Source organism: Veronia nyctiphanis (assembly GCF_004116385.1).
Lineage (GTDB): Bacteria > Pseudomonadota > Gammaproteobacteria > Enterobacterales > Vibrionaceae > Veronia > Veronia nyctiphanis.
This window is the reverse complement of sequence record NZ_PEIB01000037.1, coordinates 1-14457: the sequence shown is the minus strand read 5'-3', so window position 1 is coordinate 14457 and position 14457 is coordinate 1. Positions and strand designations below refer to the sequence as shown.

The following is a 14457-nucleotide window of genomic DNA, read 5'->3' as shown; positions in this document are numbered from 1 at the left end:
AATGATGTATTAACTAAAAATTGTTCCGTACTGCTCTGGCTTGAAGCCTAGGTGATATTCGCCATTATGTTCGAGCAAAGGGCGTTTAATCATAGCAGGATGAATAAGCATGAGGGCCGCAGCGTTGTCTGCGTTAAGGTTGTTTTTTTGCTCATCGCTTAATTGGCGATAGGTGGTCCCACGTTTGTTCACTAGAGCTTCCCAGCCTAATGCATCAATAAACCGTTGCACCATCGCCTGATCAATACCGTCTTTACGGTAATCATGAAACTCGAATGCCTTATTTTCCGCTTCTAGCCACTTCAGCGTCTTTTTTATCGTATCGCAGTTCTTGATCCCATAAACAACTGTAGTCATTCGCTACTTCCCCATTTTTGCTGTTGTTTTCTGGGGCATAGAGTGACATTGAGATGACAGTAAAGCAAGAGAGACCAAAGGCGAATATCGCTCCCAACGTGGGAGCCGATGAGCCTGCATATCATCGACTGATAAGATTGCTCAGGAAACCACACGAACTTTGAATAAGACATCGTTAGTCTGTGAGGTAAAATGGTATCTTTAACAGTATTATAACTTTTTGTACAACAAGGAATTACCGTGGATCTCAATCCTGTTTTTGCCCGACGTCTATATCTCATGTACCTGATAGATACCACTGAGCGGCCGAATGTACCTCACTTGATGAATATCACAGATTGGCCCCGTCGAACCCTTCAGGATGCGATTAAGTCGCTACCTCAGTTTGGTGTTTCGATGAGTTTCGTTGAGGATGGAAAACGTCATAATGACGGTTTTTATCAGATTGACGACTGGGGACCAATCAATAAAGAGTGGGTGCATAACCACCACATTCAATTGGCCCAAATGTTTCAGCCGTCTTAACATTACTTATTTCAACAGACCCTTGTTTGCCAGTGCAGCCCGAAGGGCATCAGCACGGGCTCTGTTAACGCCAAAGTCAGAGTAGCCGAGACGTGACTGCGAGCGAACAATGAGTTTTCCTTGATCGATGCGCAGCTCAAGGTCATCAACAAAGCGCAAAAAACGGCTTGTACACTCAATGCGTAAATAATCTTCTTCCTGCTCAGCAAGTTTTGCCCCAGGTAAAGTGAGGGCGGCGGTTTTGATACTCTCAATGTCGCTTTCAGAGCTGAGTAAGAAGGGAGATAGGGTATATTTTTGTCGTTCGTCTTGAGTCGACACGCAGTTTGGTTTATAACCACAAGGCTGCATTGATTTGTCTGCCATGGTCTTTTCTCCAGATACACAGCCTGTTAGTAATCCACTTATGGCTACAACTGCAAATGTCGGTGCGACAAAACGTATCATTAAGTTTCCTCCCTATATGGCATTCATCAACAGGCTCTGGCTTCAGTCCCAGCGCCGGATTGAACAGAAGATTCTTTCTTTTTTTCCAGCAGTGATTTCCACGCAATGACGGCTTCAGGAAGCTGTGGTTGCTCCTCATAGCGTTTTTCACTTAACAGCTCAGTCAAATGCACCTGCTGACCTTTTGCTGTAGTGATGACAGCGCGTGCATGGGCAATGCAATGTAACCCTTTTTTACTGACAAAACGATGCTCAACATAGAGATACTTCTCATCCCATCCGACTAAGCGCGCCTCAATTGTGAATTTCTGTAGAGGTTGAATGCCGCGAATAAAAGTAAATTCAGAGGCATTAACGTAGAACTTCATGTTGCGTTTAATTAACGTTGGTAAAACACCAATCTTGGCGAGTAAGTTAGTCCGCGCTAAGTCGTTAAACGATGAATAACGTGAGTTAGTCATGTGCATATAAACGTCGCAATCAGTTGGCCATGCTCGGAATGAAATGTACGAAGTGTCAAATGCACCGGTTTGTTTGCCTTGGCGAGCTTTCCATAGCACGACCCAAAGTAACCTGAAGAGCAAATTCATATACTGTCCCTACTGTTGTCTTCATTATTTCGTTATTCGCAGAATCAGGCTAACAGAGGTCGTACCAGTCGGCAAGTTTGGTTGATTTTTCATCATGTGACCCCAAATTGAGACAGAGAGCTTGGTAGGTATTGCCTCTACGGTTAAGACATTTAACGTTAAAATTTTGTCATTGGTTCTTGGCATTAGTGATTCAGTTACTGTCTAAAAAACACACGTTCAATTAAATTTTTATTAAAAGTACGCTTAAAGTGTGATCTTGTTTCTAGAGTCGCCGATAACTCTTTGAATCAGGCCTCACATTTATTTTCTTACGCTATGCGATACGGCGATTTTTTGACACAGTAACGTTATAAATTGCTGTGTTGACGGGAAATATCTGCCAATCAGCAAATAATAATGGAAAGCAGTATGCTACTTGAAAACCCAGACCACTTTGATAAACACGGAAATAGAAAAGCTCCCGTTCTTTATCTCTTGGTTTCAGTATTTCTGGCTCGCGCGTGGTGGGTTTTCATATTAGCTGGTGCAAGTAGGCAGCAGGGAGAGAGTATTCTCAGCCTGCTATACCCAGATAAGTATGCGTTGTACACAGGCTTGGTAACCGGTTTACCTGCAATTTGTATGATGTTAATGACGGGTAGCCAGCACCGCTTTCCAAGTTGGCTTAAAAATAAGTGGCAGCACTTTTGGTGGTGCCTGCCCGTAAGTTGTGTTGTTGATTTGGCCATTCAGGTCCGACATATGAATGTGTTGCACTGGCAGTTTCAGTGGAGTGCAGCAGTAACACTACTCGTTGGAGTTTGGATGACGTTTTATATTTTTAAAAGCCGCCGGGTTAGGTCGCTTTTTTGTGCCCTTGATTAAGCAATGATTATGAATGACTGGAAAAAAGGTTTAGTGCTGTTTAGCGCTATGCTGAGCCCGCTGGCAATGGCGGACTGGCAAATGGATGTCGCCTTCGAATTTTCCCGTGAAGGTTTGAGTCAAAGCACCGAGACATCAGTCTCTTTGGTACCGGGTGAAGAGACATTGCTGTTTGAAGTTAACAGCGGGCGTACTTTGATAGGCAAAGCTGAGCTTATTGAGGTGACGGCAGAAGAAGTCAGTATTGCTATGTTGATTCAAGAGGAGTTGGATGACGGTGCACGCCGCACGATCATGTCACCGATCATGAAAACAGGTTTAGATGCTCCAACATCATTTGATGTCAGCGACACGCAATCCGAAGAGTTTGCTTCATTGAAAATTCAGCTCACGTCTGTGTAATAAGAAAAGTAATGCAGCAACTGAAAACCAGCCTAGCGCTGGTTTTTTTGTGTCTGGATGATAGGGATCAAACATGATGTGAGTTAGATGTATTTTGTGGCGTTTTTTCCCCAAGGCTATGTGCACTGGCTTGCTATAGTTTTCCCACAACGTTATGTTGATCGCAAATCAATACTAATAACACTGAATGGAGGCTATCGTGAGTCAACCTCAAGCGGCAATTGTGCCAGCAGCAGGGGCATTCGCTCTCTACGCATTAATTAAAGTAAAGTCTGATCTGCCAAGCGTTGTTGCTCGCTGTTGTGATATTGCATCACTTTGTCAGGAGATTACTGATTTTCAGCCGAACAGTCACCTGAAAGCGGCGGTTTCGTTTAGCCATCTGTTTGTGCCTTATTGAACATAGATGTGCCTGCTGACTTTTCAGGGTTTGAAGCCGTGGGTGAGGGTAACGCTGAGGCGCCATCAACGAATTGCGATATATTGATTCATATCCATTCAGAACGCCATGACCTTAACTTTCATCTCCTGAGAAAATTTTTGACGCCGATCGCCGATGTGGTCAACGTCGTTGATGAGACCTACGGCTATCGCTATTTGGACTCACGAGACATGACGGGGTTTGTCGATGGCACTGAAAACCCTGCGGGCGATCAGGCGCGCTTTGATGTTGCCATTGTTAAAGAAGGGCCATGTGCTGGTGGAAGTATTGTTTTGCATCAGCGTTACGTGCATAACCTTTCTGCATGGGAACAGGTGGAAGTGGAAAAACAAGAGAAGATTATCGGACGTACAAAACCTGATTCTATTGAACTTGAAGATGTACCTTCGGACTCTCATGTTGGTCGTGTCGATATTAAAGAAAACGGTAAAGGGTTAAAGATTGTAAGGCACAGTCTGCCATATGGCAGTGTATCGGGCGATCATGGTCTGTTGTTTTTAGCCTATTGTGATAATCAGCATAACCTCGATGCGATGGTCAAAAGTATGTTTGGTGCGACAGACGGAAAAACTGACGCCATTTTGCGTTTTTCTAAAGCGGTGACGGGGGCCTACCTGTATGCGCCTTCGCAGACTCAGCTTGAATCACTGAGTGCATAAATGGAAACGTCTATCACCAGAAACAAAAAAAGCGCAGCCTAGGCCGCGCTTTCTCTTCTCATCGTATCAATTACTTTTTGATACGCAGCACTGGGTTTTCACCAACATTTACGGCACCAGAAAGCTTGCTCAGCTCTTTGATTTCGTCCATGTTTGAGATAACAACCGGCGTCAGAATTGATTTCGCTTTTTCTTCCAGCATTGCAAGATCGAATTCGATGATAGGGTCGCCCACTTTCACCGTCTGGCCTTCTTCAGCAATTCGTTTGAAGCCTTCGCCTTTCAGTTCTACGGTATCGATACCGAAGTGAACGAAAAGCTCGATGCCATCTTCAGATTCAATCGAGAACGCGTGGTTAGTTTCGAAGATCTTGCCGATCGTACCGTTTACTGGTGCAACCATCTTGTCACCTGATGGTTTAATCGCAATACCGTCACCGACGATTTTCTCTGCGAAAACAACGTCTGGCACGTCTTCGATGTTAACAATTTCACCGGAAAGCGGTGCGATGATCTCGATCGCGTTCGCGTCATTGCTGTCTTCAGAAACCAGTTTCTTCAGTTTGTCAAACAGACCCATAGTGTTTGCTCCTAAGCGTAATCAATTTGGTGCTGCTGTATTCTAGCAGACAGTTTTCTCAGCAATGAATTTTTCTACATGTGCAGTGATTTCAGCGGCTGTAGGCATTGCTAATGCTTCTTCTGCCATTGTTTTCACGTCAGCAAAATTCGCATTACGGATAATTTTCTTCACGCGCGGGATAGAGATAGCACTCATGCTGAACTCATCCAGACCCATACCCATCAGAAGTAGGGTTGCACGTTCGTCACCAGCCAGTTCACCACACATACCTGTCCACTTGCCTTCTTTGTGAGAGGCATCGATAACCTGCTTAATCACGGTCAGTACAGCTGGCGATAGCGGGTTATACAGGTGCGAGATCAGTTCGTTACCGCGGTCTACAGCCAGAGTATACTGGGTCAGGTCGTTGGTACCAATACTGAAGAACGCAACTTCTTTTGCAAGGTGATGCGCAATTGCAGCCGCAGCAGGCGTTTCAACCATTACACCGATTTCGATATTTTCGTCAAACGCTAATTCTTCTTTACGAAGTTCCGCTTTATATTGCTCAATCGCTGCTTTCAGTTCACGGATTTCTTCAACAGAGATAATCATCGGGAACATGATGCGAAGCTTACCGTGTGCAGAGGCACGCAGGATAGCACGCAGCTGGTCACGCAGAATTTCACGGCGATCAAGGCTGATACGAACAGCACGCCAGCCCAGGAATGGATTCATTTCCTGTGGCAAGTCCATATATGGTAAGTCTTTGTCGCCACCAATATCCATGGTGCGGATAATGACAGGGTGGCCATGCATGGCTTCAGCCACATCTTTGTAAGCTTTATACTGCTCTTCTTCAGTCGGCAGCGAATCGCGGTCCATGAACAAGAACTCAGTGCGATAGAGGCCAACACCTTCGCCACCGTTACGGTTTACGCCGTCACAGTCTTTCACTGTACCTACGTTGCCGCAAACTTCTACTTGGTGACCATCCAGAGAGATGGCGGGCAAATCTTTCAATTTGGCCAGCTCTTCTTTTTCTGCAAGGAAAGTGTTTCTGATAGTTTTGAACTTCTCAAGTTCATCGGCACTTGGGTTGATAACAACGGTGTTGTTGATAGCATCCAGTACCAGCATGTCGCCATTTTTCACTTTCTTCGTGATGTCGTTAGTTCCGACAATCGCGGGCAGTTCCAGTGAGCGCGCCATAATAGACGTGTGTGAAGTGCGACCACCAATGTCAGTGATAAAGCCCAGAACATAATCGAGGTTGATTTGTGCTGTCTCAGACGGTGTCAGGTCATTAGCAACAAGGATAACTTCTTCGTTAATTGCGCTTAGCGACACGATGTTGATACCCAGTGCGTTCTTAACAAAACGTGAGCCGATATCGCGGATATCCGTAGCACGTTCTTTCAGGTATTCGTCATCCAGTGATTCAAGCGTTACTGCTTGTTCTTCAATCACGCTGTGGATCGCGAATTCGGCAGACGCTTTATTGTCTTTGATGAAAGCGATGATTTCTTCTTCCAGCTCTTCGTCTTCCAGCAACATGATGTGGCCTTCGAAGATAGCTTCTTTCTCTTCACCAAATGTCTCGCGAGCCTTCTCTTTGATGGCTTCTAATTGTATTTTTGATTTTTCGCGCGCATCAAAGAGACGCTGAATTTCTTGGTCGAGCTTGTCCGCTGCAACCGGATTTTTATTGATGACGATTTCGTCTTCTTGCAAAAGAAGTGCTTTACCGAAAGCAATACCAGGAGATGCCAGGATACCTGAAATCATAGCCTTGTCCTACGTTGACTGAATGAATTGACTGGTGTGTAGAAGTAGAGCTGGATTATTCCAGCTCGTCCATCAGTTTTACCAGGCTTTCAACAGCGTTTTCAGCATCAGCGCCTTCAGCTTTGATAGTAACAACAGTACCTTGAGTCAGGCCCAGAGTTTGCAGTTTGAACAGGCTGGTTGCGCTTGCTTCACGACCATTTGACTCAACAGTAATTTTCGCATCGAAGCCTTTAGCTTCTTTAACGAATTGAGCCGCTGGGCGAGTGTGCAGACCGTTAGGAGCCGTGATTTCTACTTGCTTCTGATACATGTTTTACCCCAATGCATTAATAATTTATGTTCATGTAATAAATACCTGGCTAGCTTAAACCGAATAGCCATATGATGCTATGTCTGGTGCTAATCTAGCCAGATTTTGCCTACCGTGGCTTAACCTGTATCAAAGTTTTACGACATTTTTCGTCAACAGGTCATGTGTCTTTAGCTGGAGGCAATGTTTTATTTTGGAGCTAAAAATAAATAGCGGGGAATTTTTACTAGAGAGGGCTCCAAAAATCAAATAAAAAAGCCCCTAACGGGGCTTTTATGAGGTATGCATGCTGATCTATGAGATCAGTAATGTATATTACTGCTGGTTTTCAAGCTCAGTGAAGATACCTGCAAACAGTGCAGAGCTTAAGTAACGCTCTGCAGAACTTGGCAGGAGAGCGACAATGTTCTTGTCCGCAAACTCAGGCAGCTCAGCAATCTTGTTTGCAGCAGCAACGGCTGCACCTGAAGAGATACCCGCCAGAATGCCTTCTTCTTCCATCAGACGACGCGCCATGTCCATTGCTTCGTCAGAAGAAACCTGTACGACTTTGTCGATCAATGACAGGTCAAGGTTGCCTGGGATGAAACCAGCGCCGATGCCCTGGATTTTATGTGGTGCAGGCTGTACATCGTCACCATCAATGGTTTGTCGGATAACAGGAGACTCTGAAGGCTCAACAGCCACTGTAGTGATCACTTTGCCTTTGGTGTTTTTGATGTAGCGGCTAACACCGGTCAGTGTACCGCCCGTACCAACACCAGAAACAAACACATCGATTTCACCGTCTGTGTCGTCCCAGATCTCAGGGCCTGTAGTTTTTTCGTGAATCTCTGGGTTAGCAGGGTTATCAAACTGCTGAAGCATCAGATATTTTGCTGGGTCAGTAGCAACAATTTCTTCTGCTTTAGCAATAGCACCTTTCATGCCCTTCGCTGCTTCAGTCAGAACAAGGTTTGCGCCCAGTGCTTTGAGAAGTTTACGACGCTCGAGGCTCATTGACTCAGGCATAGTCAGAGTCAGTTTGTAGCCACGTGCAGCTGCAACGTATGCTAGAGCAATACCCGTGTTACCGCTTGTTGGTTCAACAAGTTCGGTACCTGCTTTTAACTGACCTGATTTTTCTGCACTCCAGATCATGTTGGCACCGATACGGCATTTAACGCTGAAGCTTGGGTTACGAGCTTCAATTTTTACCAGTACTTTACCGTTACTTACTCTGTTAAGGCGTACCAGTGGGGTATTCCCTATTGTGGTTGAGTTATCTTCGTAAATTTTACCCATCTCAATCGTTCCTTCGTATGGTCATACGTTTCGTGTAAATACAGCATATACAGCGGGGAGGGATTGAAAAGTAACAGATAGTTATATGATATTGTTTGATGCACTTTTTCGGTGCTTAATGACATCTTAGAGATGAAAACGGCCCACAGAAGAAACTGCAGGCCGTCGAGATATGGCTTCGTTGTATTTTCTAGTATTGACCGTGTTTAGTCCTGTATTCATCAACCCACATCGCTGTGGCTCCACACACCGCTGCTGGCATAACAAACAAATTTAAAACCGGGGTCATGGTAAAAAGCATCACCAGACTGCCAAAACTGAGTGTCGAGCCTCGCTTCTCACGCAGTGATTGTTTCATATCAAGGAAGGGAACTTTGTGGTTATCGAACGGGTAGTCACAGTATTGTATTCCCATCATCCAGGCGCTGAATAGAAACCACAAAACGGGTCCGACAGTTTGGCCTATCGCTGGGATAAACATCAGAAGTAACAGTCCCAGCGCTTTCGGTAGGTAGTACCAGAGCTTCTGCCATTCACGTTTAAAAATCCGAGGTAAGTCTTTCAATACGCTTGCCAAACCTGCATCGGGTGCTTTCTGGCCAGTAAGCTTGGCTTCCAAGTGCTCAGCAAGCAAACCGTTAAAGGGAGCGGCTATCCAGTTGGCGACTGTACTGAAGAAGTACGAGCAGACAACCAACAGGCCGATGGCCACCATTGGCCAGATGAGATAGGCGAGCCAGTCTAACCAACCCGGGATATATGATAGCCAGCTGTCCATCCAACTGCCGAGCTGAGACAGGACAAAAAGAATAAGACTCCCCATCAGCATCAGATTGATAACGAGTGGAATGATCACAAATCGGCGAATACCCGGAGTGAAGGCGAGCGAAAAGCCTCGGATAAAATACTTCGCGCCGGATGTGGGCTGCTGTGCCAAATTTGCTGGGTTCATACTATCTCCTTTCCTTATATACTGACATGTTAAAGCCATTGCCCGTCTATTGGCAATGTTAACTAAGGTGATACTTTGAACAGTAACTGGCTCAAAAGTCCGATATAACAACCACTTTTTAGACAGAAGTAGGCACTGAGCATTAACTTTTCTCCCCTTTTTGATACAGTAAAGGGTAAGTCTATGCGACATTGCCTACGCCTCGAGCTTGGGGTATGAAACGTTGTGGTTATCGCTTCATCAGGTGATAAGTCGTTAAATGAACAAATGCTGAGATAAAATGATGCAGGAATTGCGCCTTGTATTGATTGTTCTGGGAGCGTTGGTGATTGCCGCGCTGATCATCCATGGATTATGGAGCAGTCGAAAAGAACGTCCGGAAAAATTTGCTGATAAGCCGCTGGGTAAGTTGAAAGACGGAGAAGAGGGTGGTTTTGACGAGGACGGTATCGGTGCGGTCAGGGTGATAAAGAGCAACACTGACAAGCCCGAAGAGATCCAACGCAAGGAGCCAGGTTTTCATTTTGATGATGAGCCCGCGGCGGTAGACCCACTATTTGCTGATCTGAAAGCTGACATTGAGCCTTCATCATCCCCTGTGACCAATGAAGAAAAAGATTTACTGTTTACTGATGCACCTTATGCCGACGAAGCAGATGATAAATCAACGGAGATATCTGAGCCTTTGCCTGTTGGTGAAAGTGAGCAAGAAGAAGCGGTTTCTGAATCACCTGTTAGACAAGAAGTGTTGATTGTAAACGTGCAATCTTCTGCCAATGACCAATTTCAGGGGATCGACCTGATGAACAGCCTTGAGCAGAATGGCATGATCCACGGTGAAATGGATATATTCCATCGTCATGCTGATTTATCGGGCACGGGTAAGGTACTTTTCAGTGCGGCAAATATGTATAACCCTGGCAGTTTCCCGCTTGAGAACATCAATCAGTTTACCACGCAAGGTATCTCGTTTTTCATGACCCTGCCTTGCTACGGAGATGCAGAGCAAAACTTCAAGCTCATGTTGCAAACGGCTCAAAAGGTGGCAGATCAGTTAGGTGGTTTGGTAACCGATGATTCAAGAAACTTGATGACGCCTCAGCGCCTTGATGGTTATCGTGAACAGGTGAAAAGCTTCTCTGAGCCTGCCTAACACAACCTAGCCAGAAATAAAAAAACGCCCTTTTTCAAGGGCGTTTTTGTTTATGTTAATCAAAGGTACTTCAACCTGATTAATGCTGCTTACAATAATTTCCAAGGACCGCCTGCAGAAGGCACATCTCCTCGAGTCCACCATTTGGCCTCATAAGAGCTCCCCTGATAAGTGACTTTCTGTCCCGTCGTGTAGGCTTTAGACTTCACCCACTCGTTTTTGTCACCCGCACTTTCTTCAAGCCACACAGGTGCAACACCTGGTTCAGCGTCTTTATTCCACCACTGTGCAGTAAACGTTTTACCCTTGTGGGTGACAGTGTCGCCAGCGAGGTATATCTTGTCGCTGTCCCACGTTGATGTAACGTCTTCAGGCTCGACGTTCACAGTGACTGTGAGTGAGTCTGTGAGTTCGCCATCGGATACCTGAACAGTAATATCGACGGTCAGAGAGGTATCAGTCACTGGCGCCGTGAACGTTACTGACGCTGAGTTTCCTGATGCATTGAGTTCGCCTTTATCACTGGTGAAAGTCAAAGCTGCATTTTCTGGATCTGAAGCACTGACATTGAACGAAACAGTCTTTCCGCTCACGGTGTTCACTGATGATGGGCCACTCAGAATAGGTGGTTGGTTTGGCGTTGGCTTTTTAACTTCAAGCTGGAAGGTCGCCTCTTTGTCTTTAACAAATACCAGGTTGCTGTAAAGATCAGAACTGTCCCAGTTCACCTGACCGTCCGATTGTTCGACGCCCAGCTTAGCCACAGACGAAAATCCAGTGTTAACGACATCAGCCAACTGCGCCGCCCAAGTACTTTCGTCTTCGTTATTGGCGGTGATATTGAGCTTTTCAAAAACCTGTTCGCTGCCTGAACCGTCAAACACCCTGAACCAGACAGTATCACCTGCTTGCGCGTCAGTTGACGATTTGACCAAGCTGCCTAAGCTGGTCCACTCTGGCACGTCAATATCTCCACCGAAGCTGATATCGCTACAGTTATAGAAGCCTTCACCTGCGGCATCGTTACGCTGCCAGCGAGAGAAAAGAACAGCATCGCCTGAACGGTCTGTCGGGAGGGTTATATCCATTTGGTAATACTTCTTGCCGTTAATTTCGGTTAACGGAAGGTTGCCAAATTCAGCAATTAAATCCACATCGTCCCAACCCAGTTCATCGGTTGCTGGATTAAAACTGGTATTAGACAAATAGATTTTCCAGTAGCTAGGGTTATGAGGGGTGGAAGCGCGGTAGGTCAGGCGAAGCTTACCGTTTTGAGCTGGGTCAATGGGAGTCGTTTGCCAGTCGGCAGAAGGCAAAGACATGCCTTTTTTATCCGGATCACCACCTGAACACAGCAAGCCGTTGGGTACAGCTTGCTCAACAGCATCCTGACTTCGGTAATTGGAGACAAGTTTCGCGAACTCGTGTTTTTGAACCAGAGGAGTCCAGCTTGATTCAAGAAATGATGCACGGCAAGCTGCATTGGGAATGGTAGAACCATCATCTGAGTCCCAATGACCGCCATCCCGTTCACAAACCTCCTGACGGGCAGGGGGATAGTCCATGTAGCCGTGACCGACAGCGCCTGTTGACGCCAATGCAGCGAGAACGCTCCCTGCAACAACGCTAAGGCGAGTGGAAGTGAGGCGTAACATAATGATTTCCTTATAAGTATGTTAGTGGTTTGGGTACTACACCTACTTATCTCGAATAAATTGGAACACTTTGCAAACATTCTTCTAACCATTTATTAACCGACTCGAAAAACTATTTTAGCTATTTCATGAATCGAACTAAGGGAGAACATTCGATCGACGAGCGTCACCGAAAAAACAGTTTTATCAATTGGTGCTTTTATACAGGACAACGAACAAATTTCTTGGCGATATCATTTCCAAGTAAATCCTTCCCCCATATACTAACGGGCATATCAGGCACGTGATCAGATTGAACGCTGATCACCATGAAAGCGCACTCAACCAGGCATTACGATGACAACCGATATCCAAGCACAACACCAGTCGCTGCGGGAGCAGCTCAACTATCACGGCCACCTCTACTATGTCGAGGACAACCCCGAATTGCCTGATGCCGAATACGACAGAATGATGCAGGCGTTGTTGAAACTGGAAGCCGAAAACCCACAGTTAGTCACGACCGATTCCCCCAGCCAACGAGTTGGAGGTGCGCCGCTCTCTGCCTTTACACAGGTACAGCATGAAATTCCCATGTTGTCGCTGGATAATGCCTTTGATGATGACGACCTTGATGGCTTTGAAAAGCGTTTGAAAGACCGTCTTGCTGGCAATGATCCCGTTACCTATAGCTGTGAGCCAAAACTGGATGGACTCGCCGTGAGTCTAATGTATGAAAACGGCGTATTGGTGCAGGCCGCAACGCGCGGTGATGGCTCTACGGGTGAAAACATCACCCAGAATGTAAAAACGATTCGTAACGTTCCTCTCAGGCTTCAGGGCAATAGCTGGCCGGTGCGTCTTGAAGTGAGAGGCGAGGTGTTCATGCCCAAAGAAGGGTTTGAAAAACTGAATGAAACTAACTTCAAGAAAGGAGAAAAGACATTCGCTAACCCTCGAAATGCGGCAGCCGGAAGTTTGCGTCAGTTGGATTCCAAAATCACAGCCACCCGTCCGCTGAGTTTTTACGCCTATTCGGTGGGGGTGATGTCAGAGGCTTTTGGTGAGTCGCACGTTGGTCGTCTTCATCAGCTCAAGGAATGGGGAATACCGCTCAGCCCTGAGGTTAAACGCATTGCGAATCTGGCAGAGGTTAAAGCGTATTATCAGGATATTTCCGTCCGACGGGACGCACTGCCGTATGAAATCGATGGTGTGGTGATTAAGGTTGATGATATTGCAATGCAGGAGCGCCTTGGCTTTGTTGCAAGGGCACCGCGTTGGGCGATTGCATATAAGTTCCCAGCTCAGGAGGAAATCACCCTGCTGGAGGATGTGGAATTTCAAGTTGGCCGAACTGGCGCAATTACACCGGTTGCCAAACTCGATCCTGTATTCGTCGGCGGTGTCACGGTATCAAATGCCACGCTCCATAATGCTGACGAAATTGAGCGCCTTGGCGTAAAAGTTGGCGATACGGTGATCATCCGTCGTGCTGGTGACGTTATTCCACAGATTGTTGGGGTGGTAGACAGCCGTCGCCCTGATAACGCCCGTGACATTGTTTTTCCTACTGAATGCCCGGTCTGTCAGTCTCACGTTGAGCGTATCGAAGGTGAAGCGGTTGCTCGATGCAGTGGCGGACTTATCTGTCTTGCGCAGCGCAAAGAAGCCATCAAGCACTTCTCATCGCGCAAAGCGTTGGATATTGATGGCCTTGGCGACAAAATTGTTGAACAGTTGATTGACAGAGAGTTGATTGAAACCCCCGCAGATTTGTTTAAGCTCTCGGCGGGTAAAGTAACAATGCTTGACCGTATGGGGCCAAAGTCAGCACAGAATCTTGTCAATGCGCTGGATGCTGCGAAAGAAACGACTTTGCCGCGCTTTATCTACTCGCTTGGGATTCGTGAAGTGGGTGAAGCTACAGCAGCTAACCTTGCTAATCAATTTAAAACGCTGGATGCAATCCGCGCAGCTAACGAAGAACAATTGATTGATGTGCAGGATGTGGCGAAGTGGTTGCCCGCCATTTGATTTCGTTTTTCTCTGAGAAGCATAACGAAGAAGTTATCGATGCCCTGCTTTCTGCTGGCATTCATTGGCCAGAGATTTCTGCGCCAGCTGAAGATCAGCCACAACCTTTGATGGGTAAGACGATCGTACTGACAGGTAGCTTGTCTCAGATGTCACGTGGTGATGCGAAAGCCGCTTTGCAGGCGCTGGGTGCAAAAGTAACGGGAAGTGTCTCAGCCAAAACCGATTTGTTAATTGCGGGTGAAGCTGCCGGTTCTAAATTAACCAAGGCGCAGGATTTGGGTATCGAGATCATTGATGAACAGGGAATGATAGATCTCTTGCCTTAAAAACTGGCCTGTCTTTATCCCATGAAACCAGTGCCTTGTGGCGCTGGTTTTTTGTTGTCAGTATTAAACCACCTCCTATGGAGGTGGTGATCGTTAAATCGGGGCTAAGCCCGTAA

Annotated in this window: 13 protein-coding genes and 2 pseudogenes; 6 read left to right on the top strand and 9 right to left on the bottom strand. The window is 46.3% G+C overall.

The window, feature by feature from the left end; genetic code table 11:
• Positions 1-9: 9 nt before the first annotated feature.
• Entirely contained in the window at positions 10-357 is a 348-nt protein-coding gene (locus tag CS022_RS20830) for an ArsC family reductase (RefSeq protein ID WP_129123871.1), read from the bottom strand.
• Positions 358-597: 240 nt separating this feature from the next.
• Here CS022_RS20830 and CS022_RS20825 point away from each other — a divergent pair, with 240 nt between their 5' ends.
• On the top strand, positions 598-882 hold the full coding sequence (locus CS022_RS20825) for a helix-turn-helix domain-containing protein (protein WP_129123870.1): 285 nt from the start codon (positions 598-600) through the stop codon (positions 880-882).
• A 6-nt stretch (positions 883-888) separates the two neighbouring features.
• On the opposite strand, the gene CS022_RS20820 is transcribed toward CS022_RS20825, so the two are convergent.
• Together CS022_RS20820 and CS022_RS20815 are read right to left on the bottom strand one after the other, a co-directional pair.
• Complete coding sequence (locus CS022_RS20820; RefSeq protein ID WP_129123869.1) at positions 889-1329, bottom strand: DUF1499 domain-containing protein; 441 nt, start codon at positions 1327-1329, stop codon at positions 889-891.
• Positions 1330-1355: 26 nt separating this feature from the next.
• Positions 1356-1919 (bottom strand): thioesterase family protein, encoded by a 564-nt coding sequence (locus CS022_RS20815; RefSeq protein WP_129123868.1) that lies wholly within the window; start codon positions 1917-1919, stop codon positions 1356-1358.
• Between the two features lie 399 nt (positions 1920-2318).
• Between CS022_RS20815 and CS022_RS20810 the strand changes: the two genes are divergently transcribed.
• The 3 genes and pseudogenes from CS022_RS20810 to CS022_RS20800 all read left to right on the top strand — a co-directional run bounded on the left by CS022_RS20810 (position 2319) and on the right by CS022_RS20800 (position 4289).
• Complete coding sequence (locus tag CS022_RS20810) at positions 2319-2786, top strand: DUF2919 domain-containing protein (protein WP_129123867.1); 468 nt, start codon at positions 2319-2321, stop codon at positions 2784-2786.
• A gap of 9 nt (positions 2787-2795) precedes the next feature.
• Positions 2796-3188: a hypothetical protein gene (locus CS022_RS20805; protein ID WP_129123866.1), complete on the top strand. Its 393-nt coding sequence runs from the start codon at positions 2796-2798 to the stop codon at positions 3186-3188.
• A gap of 199 nt (positions 3189-3387) precedes the next feature.
• Positions 3388-4289, top strand: a pseudogene (locus tag CS022_RS20800) (Dyp-type peroxidase).
• 70 nt (positions 4290-4359) lie between these two features.
• On the opposite strand, the gene crr reads toward CS022_RS20800, so the two are convergent.
• The 5 genes from crr to cysZ all read right to left on the bottom strand — a co-directional run bounded on the left by crr (position 4360) and on the right by cysZ (position 9188).
• Positions 4360-4869 (bottom strand): PTS glucose transporter subunit IIA, encoded by a 510-nt coding sequence (gene crr, locus CS022_RS20795; RefSeq protein WP_129123865.1) that lies wholly within the window; start codon positions 4867-4869, stop codon positions 4360-4362.
• A gap of 42 nt (positions 4870-4911) precedes the next feature.
• Positions 4912-6639 carry a phosphoenolpyruvate-protein phosphotransferase PtsI gene (gene ptsI, locus CS022_RS20790; RefSeq protein ID WP_129123864.1) on the bottom strand — a complete coding sequence of 576 codons (1728 nt, stop codon included), beginning with the start codon at positions 6637-6639 and terminating at the stop codon, positions 4912-4914.
• Positions 6640-6694: 55 nt separating this feature from the next.
• Positions 6695-6952, bottom strand: coding sequence for an HPr family phosphocarrier protein (locus CS022_RS20785; protein ID WP_129123863.1), 258 nt, complete (start codon positions 6950-6952; stop codon positions 6695-6697).
• A gap of 315 nt (positions 6953-7267) precedes the next feature.
• Positions 7268-8236: a cysteine synthase A gene (gene cysK / locus CS022_RS20780; RefSeq protein ID WP_129123862.1), complete on the bottom strand. Its 969-nt coding sequence runs from the start codon at positions 8234-8236 to the stop codon at positions 7268-7270.
• 190 nt (positions 8237-8426) lie between these two features.
• Positions 8427-9188, bottom strand: a complete 762-nt coding sequence (gene cysZ / locus CS022_RS20775; protein ID WP_129123861.1) for a sulfate transporter CysZ — start codon at positions 9186-9188, stop codon at positions 8427-8429.
• 280 nt (positions 9189-9468) lie between these two features.
• Between cysZ and zipA the strand changes: the two genes are divergently transcribed.
• Positions 9469-10341 carry a cell division protein ZipA gene (gene zipA / locus CS022_RS20770; RefSeq protein ID WP_129123860.1) on the top strand — a complete coding sequence of 291 codons (873 nt, stop codon included), beginning with the start codon at positions 9469-9471 and terminating at the stop codon, positions 10339-10341.
• A gap of 89 nt (positions 10342-10430) precedes the next feature.
• On the opposite strand, the gene CS022_RS20765 is transcribed toward zipA, so the two are convergent.
• On the bottom strand, positions 10431-11996 hold the full coding sequence (locus tag CS022_RS20765) for a lytic polysaccharide monooxygenase (protein WP_129123859.1): 1566 nt from the start codon (positions 11994-11996) through the stop codon (positions 10431-10433).
• A 336-nt stretch (positions 11997-12332) separates the two neighbouring features.
• Here CS022_RS20765 and ligA point away from each other — a divergent pair.
• Positions 12333-14341, top strand: a pseudogene (gene ligA / locus CS022_RS20760) (NAD-dependent DNA ligase LigA).
• Positions 14342-14457 lie beyond the last annotated feature (116 nt).

Bases quoted from the DNA above. Each gene is read 5' to 3' on its own strand.
- CS022_RS20830 (WP_129123871.1), bottom strand. From the start codon at position 357: ATGACTACAGTTGTTTATGGGATCAAGAACTGCGATACGATAAAAAAG.
- CS022_RS20820 (WP_129123869.1), bottom strand. From the start codon at position 1,329: ATGATACGTTTTGTCGCACCGACATTTGCAGTTGTAGCCATAAGTGGA.
- CS022_RS20815 (WP_129123868.1), bottom strand. From the start codon at position 1,919: ATGAATTTGCTCTTCAGGTTACTTTGGGTCGTGCTATGGAAAGCTCGC.
- CS022_RS20810 (WP_129123867.1), top strand. From the start codon at position 2,319: ATGGAAAGCAGTATGCTACTTGAAAACCCAGACCACTTTGATAAACAC.
- CS022_RS20805 (WP_129123866.1), top strand. From the start codon at position 2,796: ATGAATGACTGGAAAAAAGGTTTAGTGCTGTTTAGCGCTATGCTGAGC.
- crr (WP_129123865.1), bottom strand. From the start codon at position 4,869: ATGGGTCTGTTTGACAAACTGAAGAAACTGGTTTCTGAAGACAGCAAT.
- ptsI (WP_129123864.1), bottom strand. From the start codon at position 6,639: ATGATTTCAGGTATCCTGGCATCTCCTGGTATTGCTTTCGGTAAAGCA.
- CS022_RS20785 (WP_129123863.1), bottom strand. From the start codon at position 6,952: ATGTATCAGAAGCAAGTAGAAATCACGGCTCCTAACGGTCTGCACACT.
- cysK (WP_129123862.1), bottom strand. From the start codon at position 8,236: ATGGGTAAAATTTACGAAGATAACTCAACCACAATAGGGAATACCCCA.
- cysZ (WP_129123861.1), bottom strand. From the start codon at position 9,188: ATGAACCCAGCAAATTTGGCACAGCAGCCCACATCCGGCGCGAAGTAT.
- zipA (WP_129123860.1), top strand. From the start codon at position 9,469: ATGATGCAGGAATTGCGCCTTGTATTGATTGTTCTGGGAGCGTTGGTG.
- CS022_RS20765 (WP_129123859.1), bottom strand. From the start codon at position 11,996: ATGTTACGCCTCACTTCCACTCGCCTTAGCGTTGTTGCAGGGAGCGTT.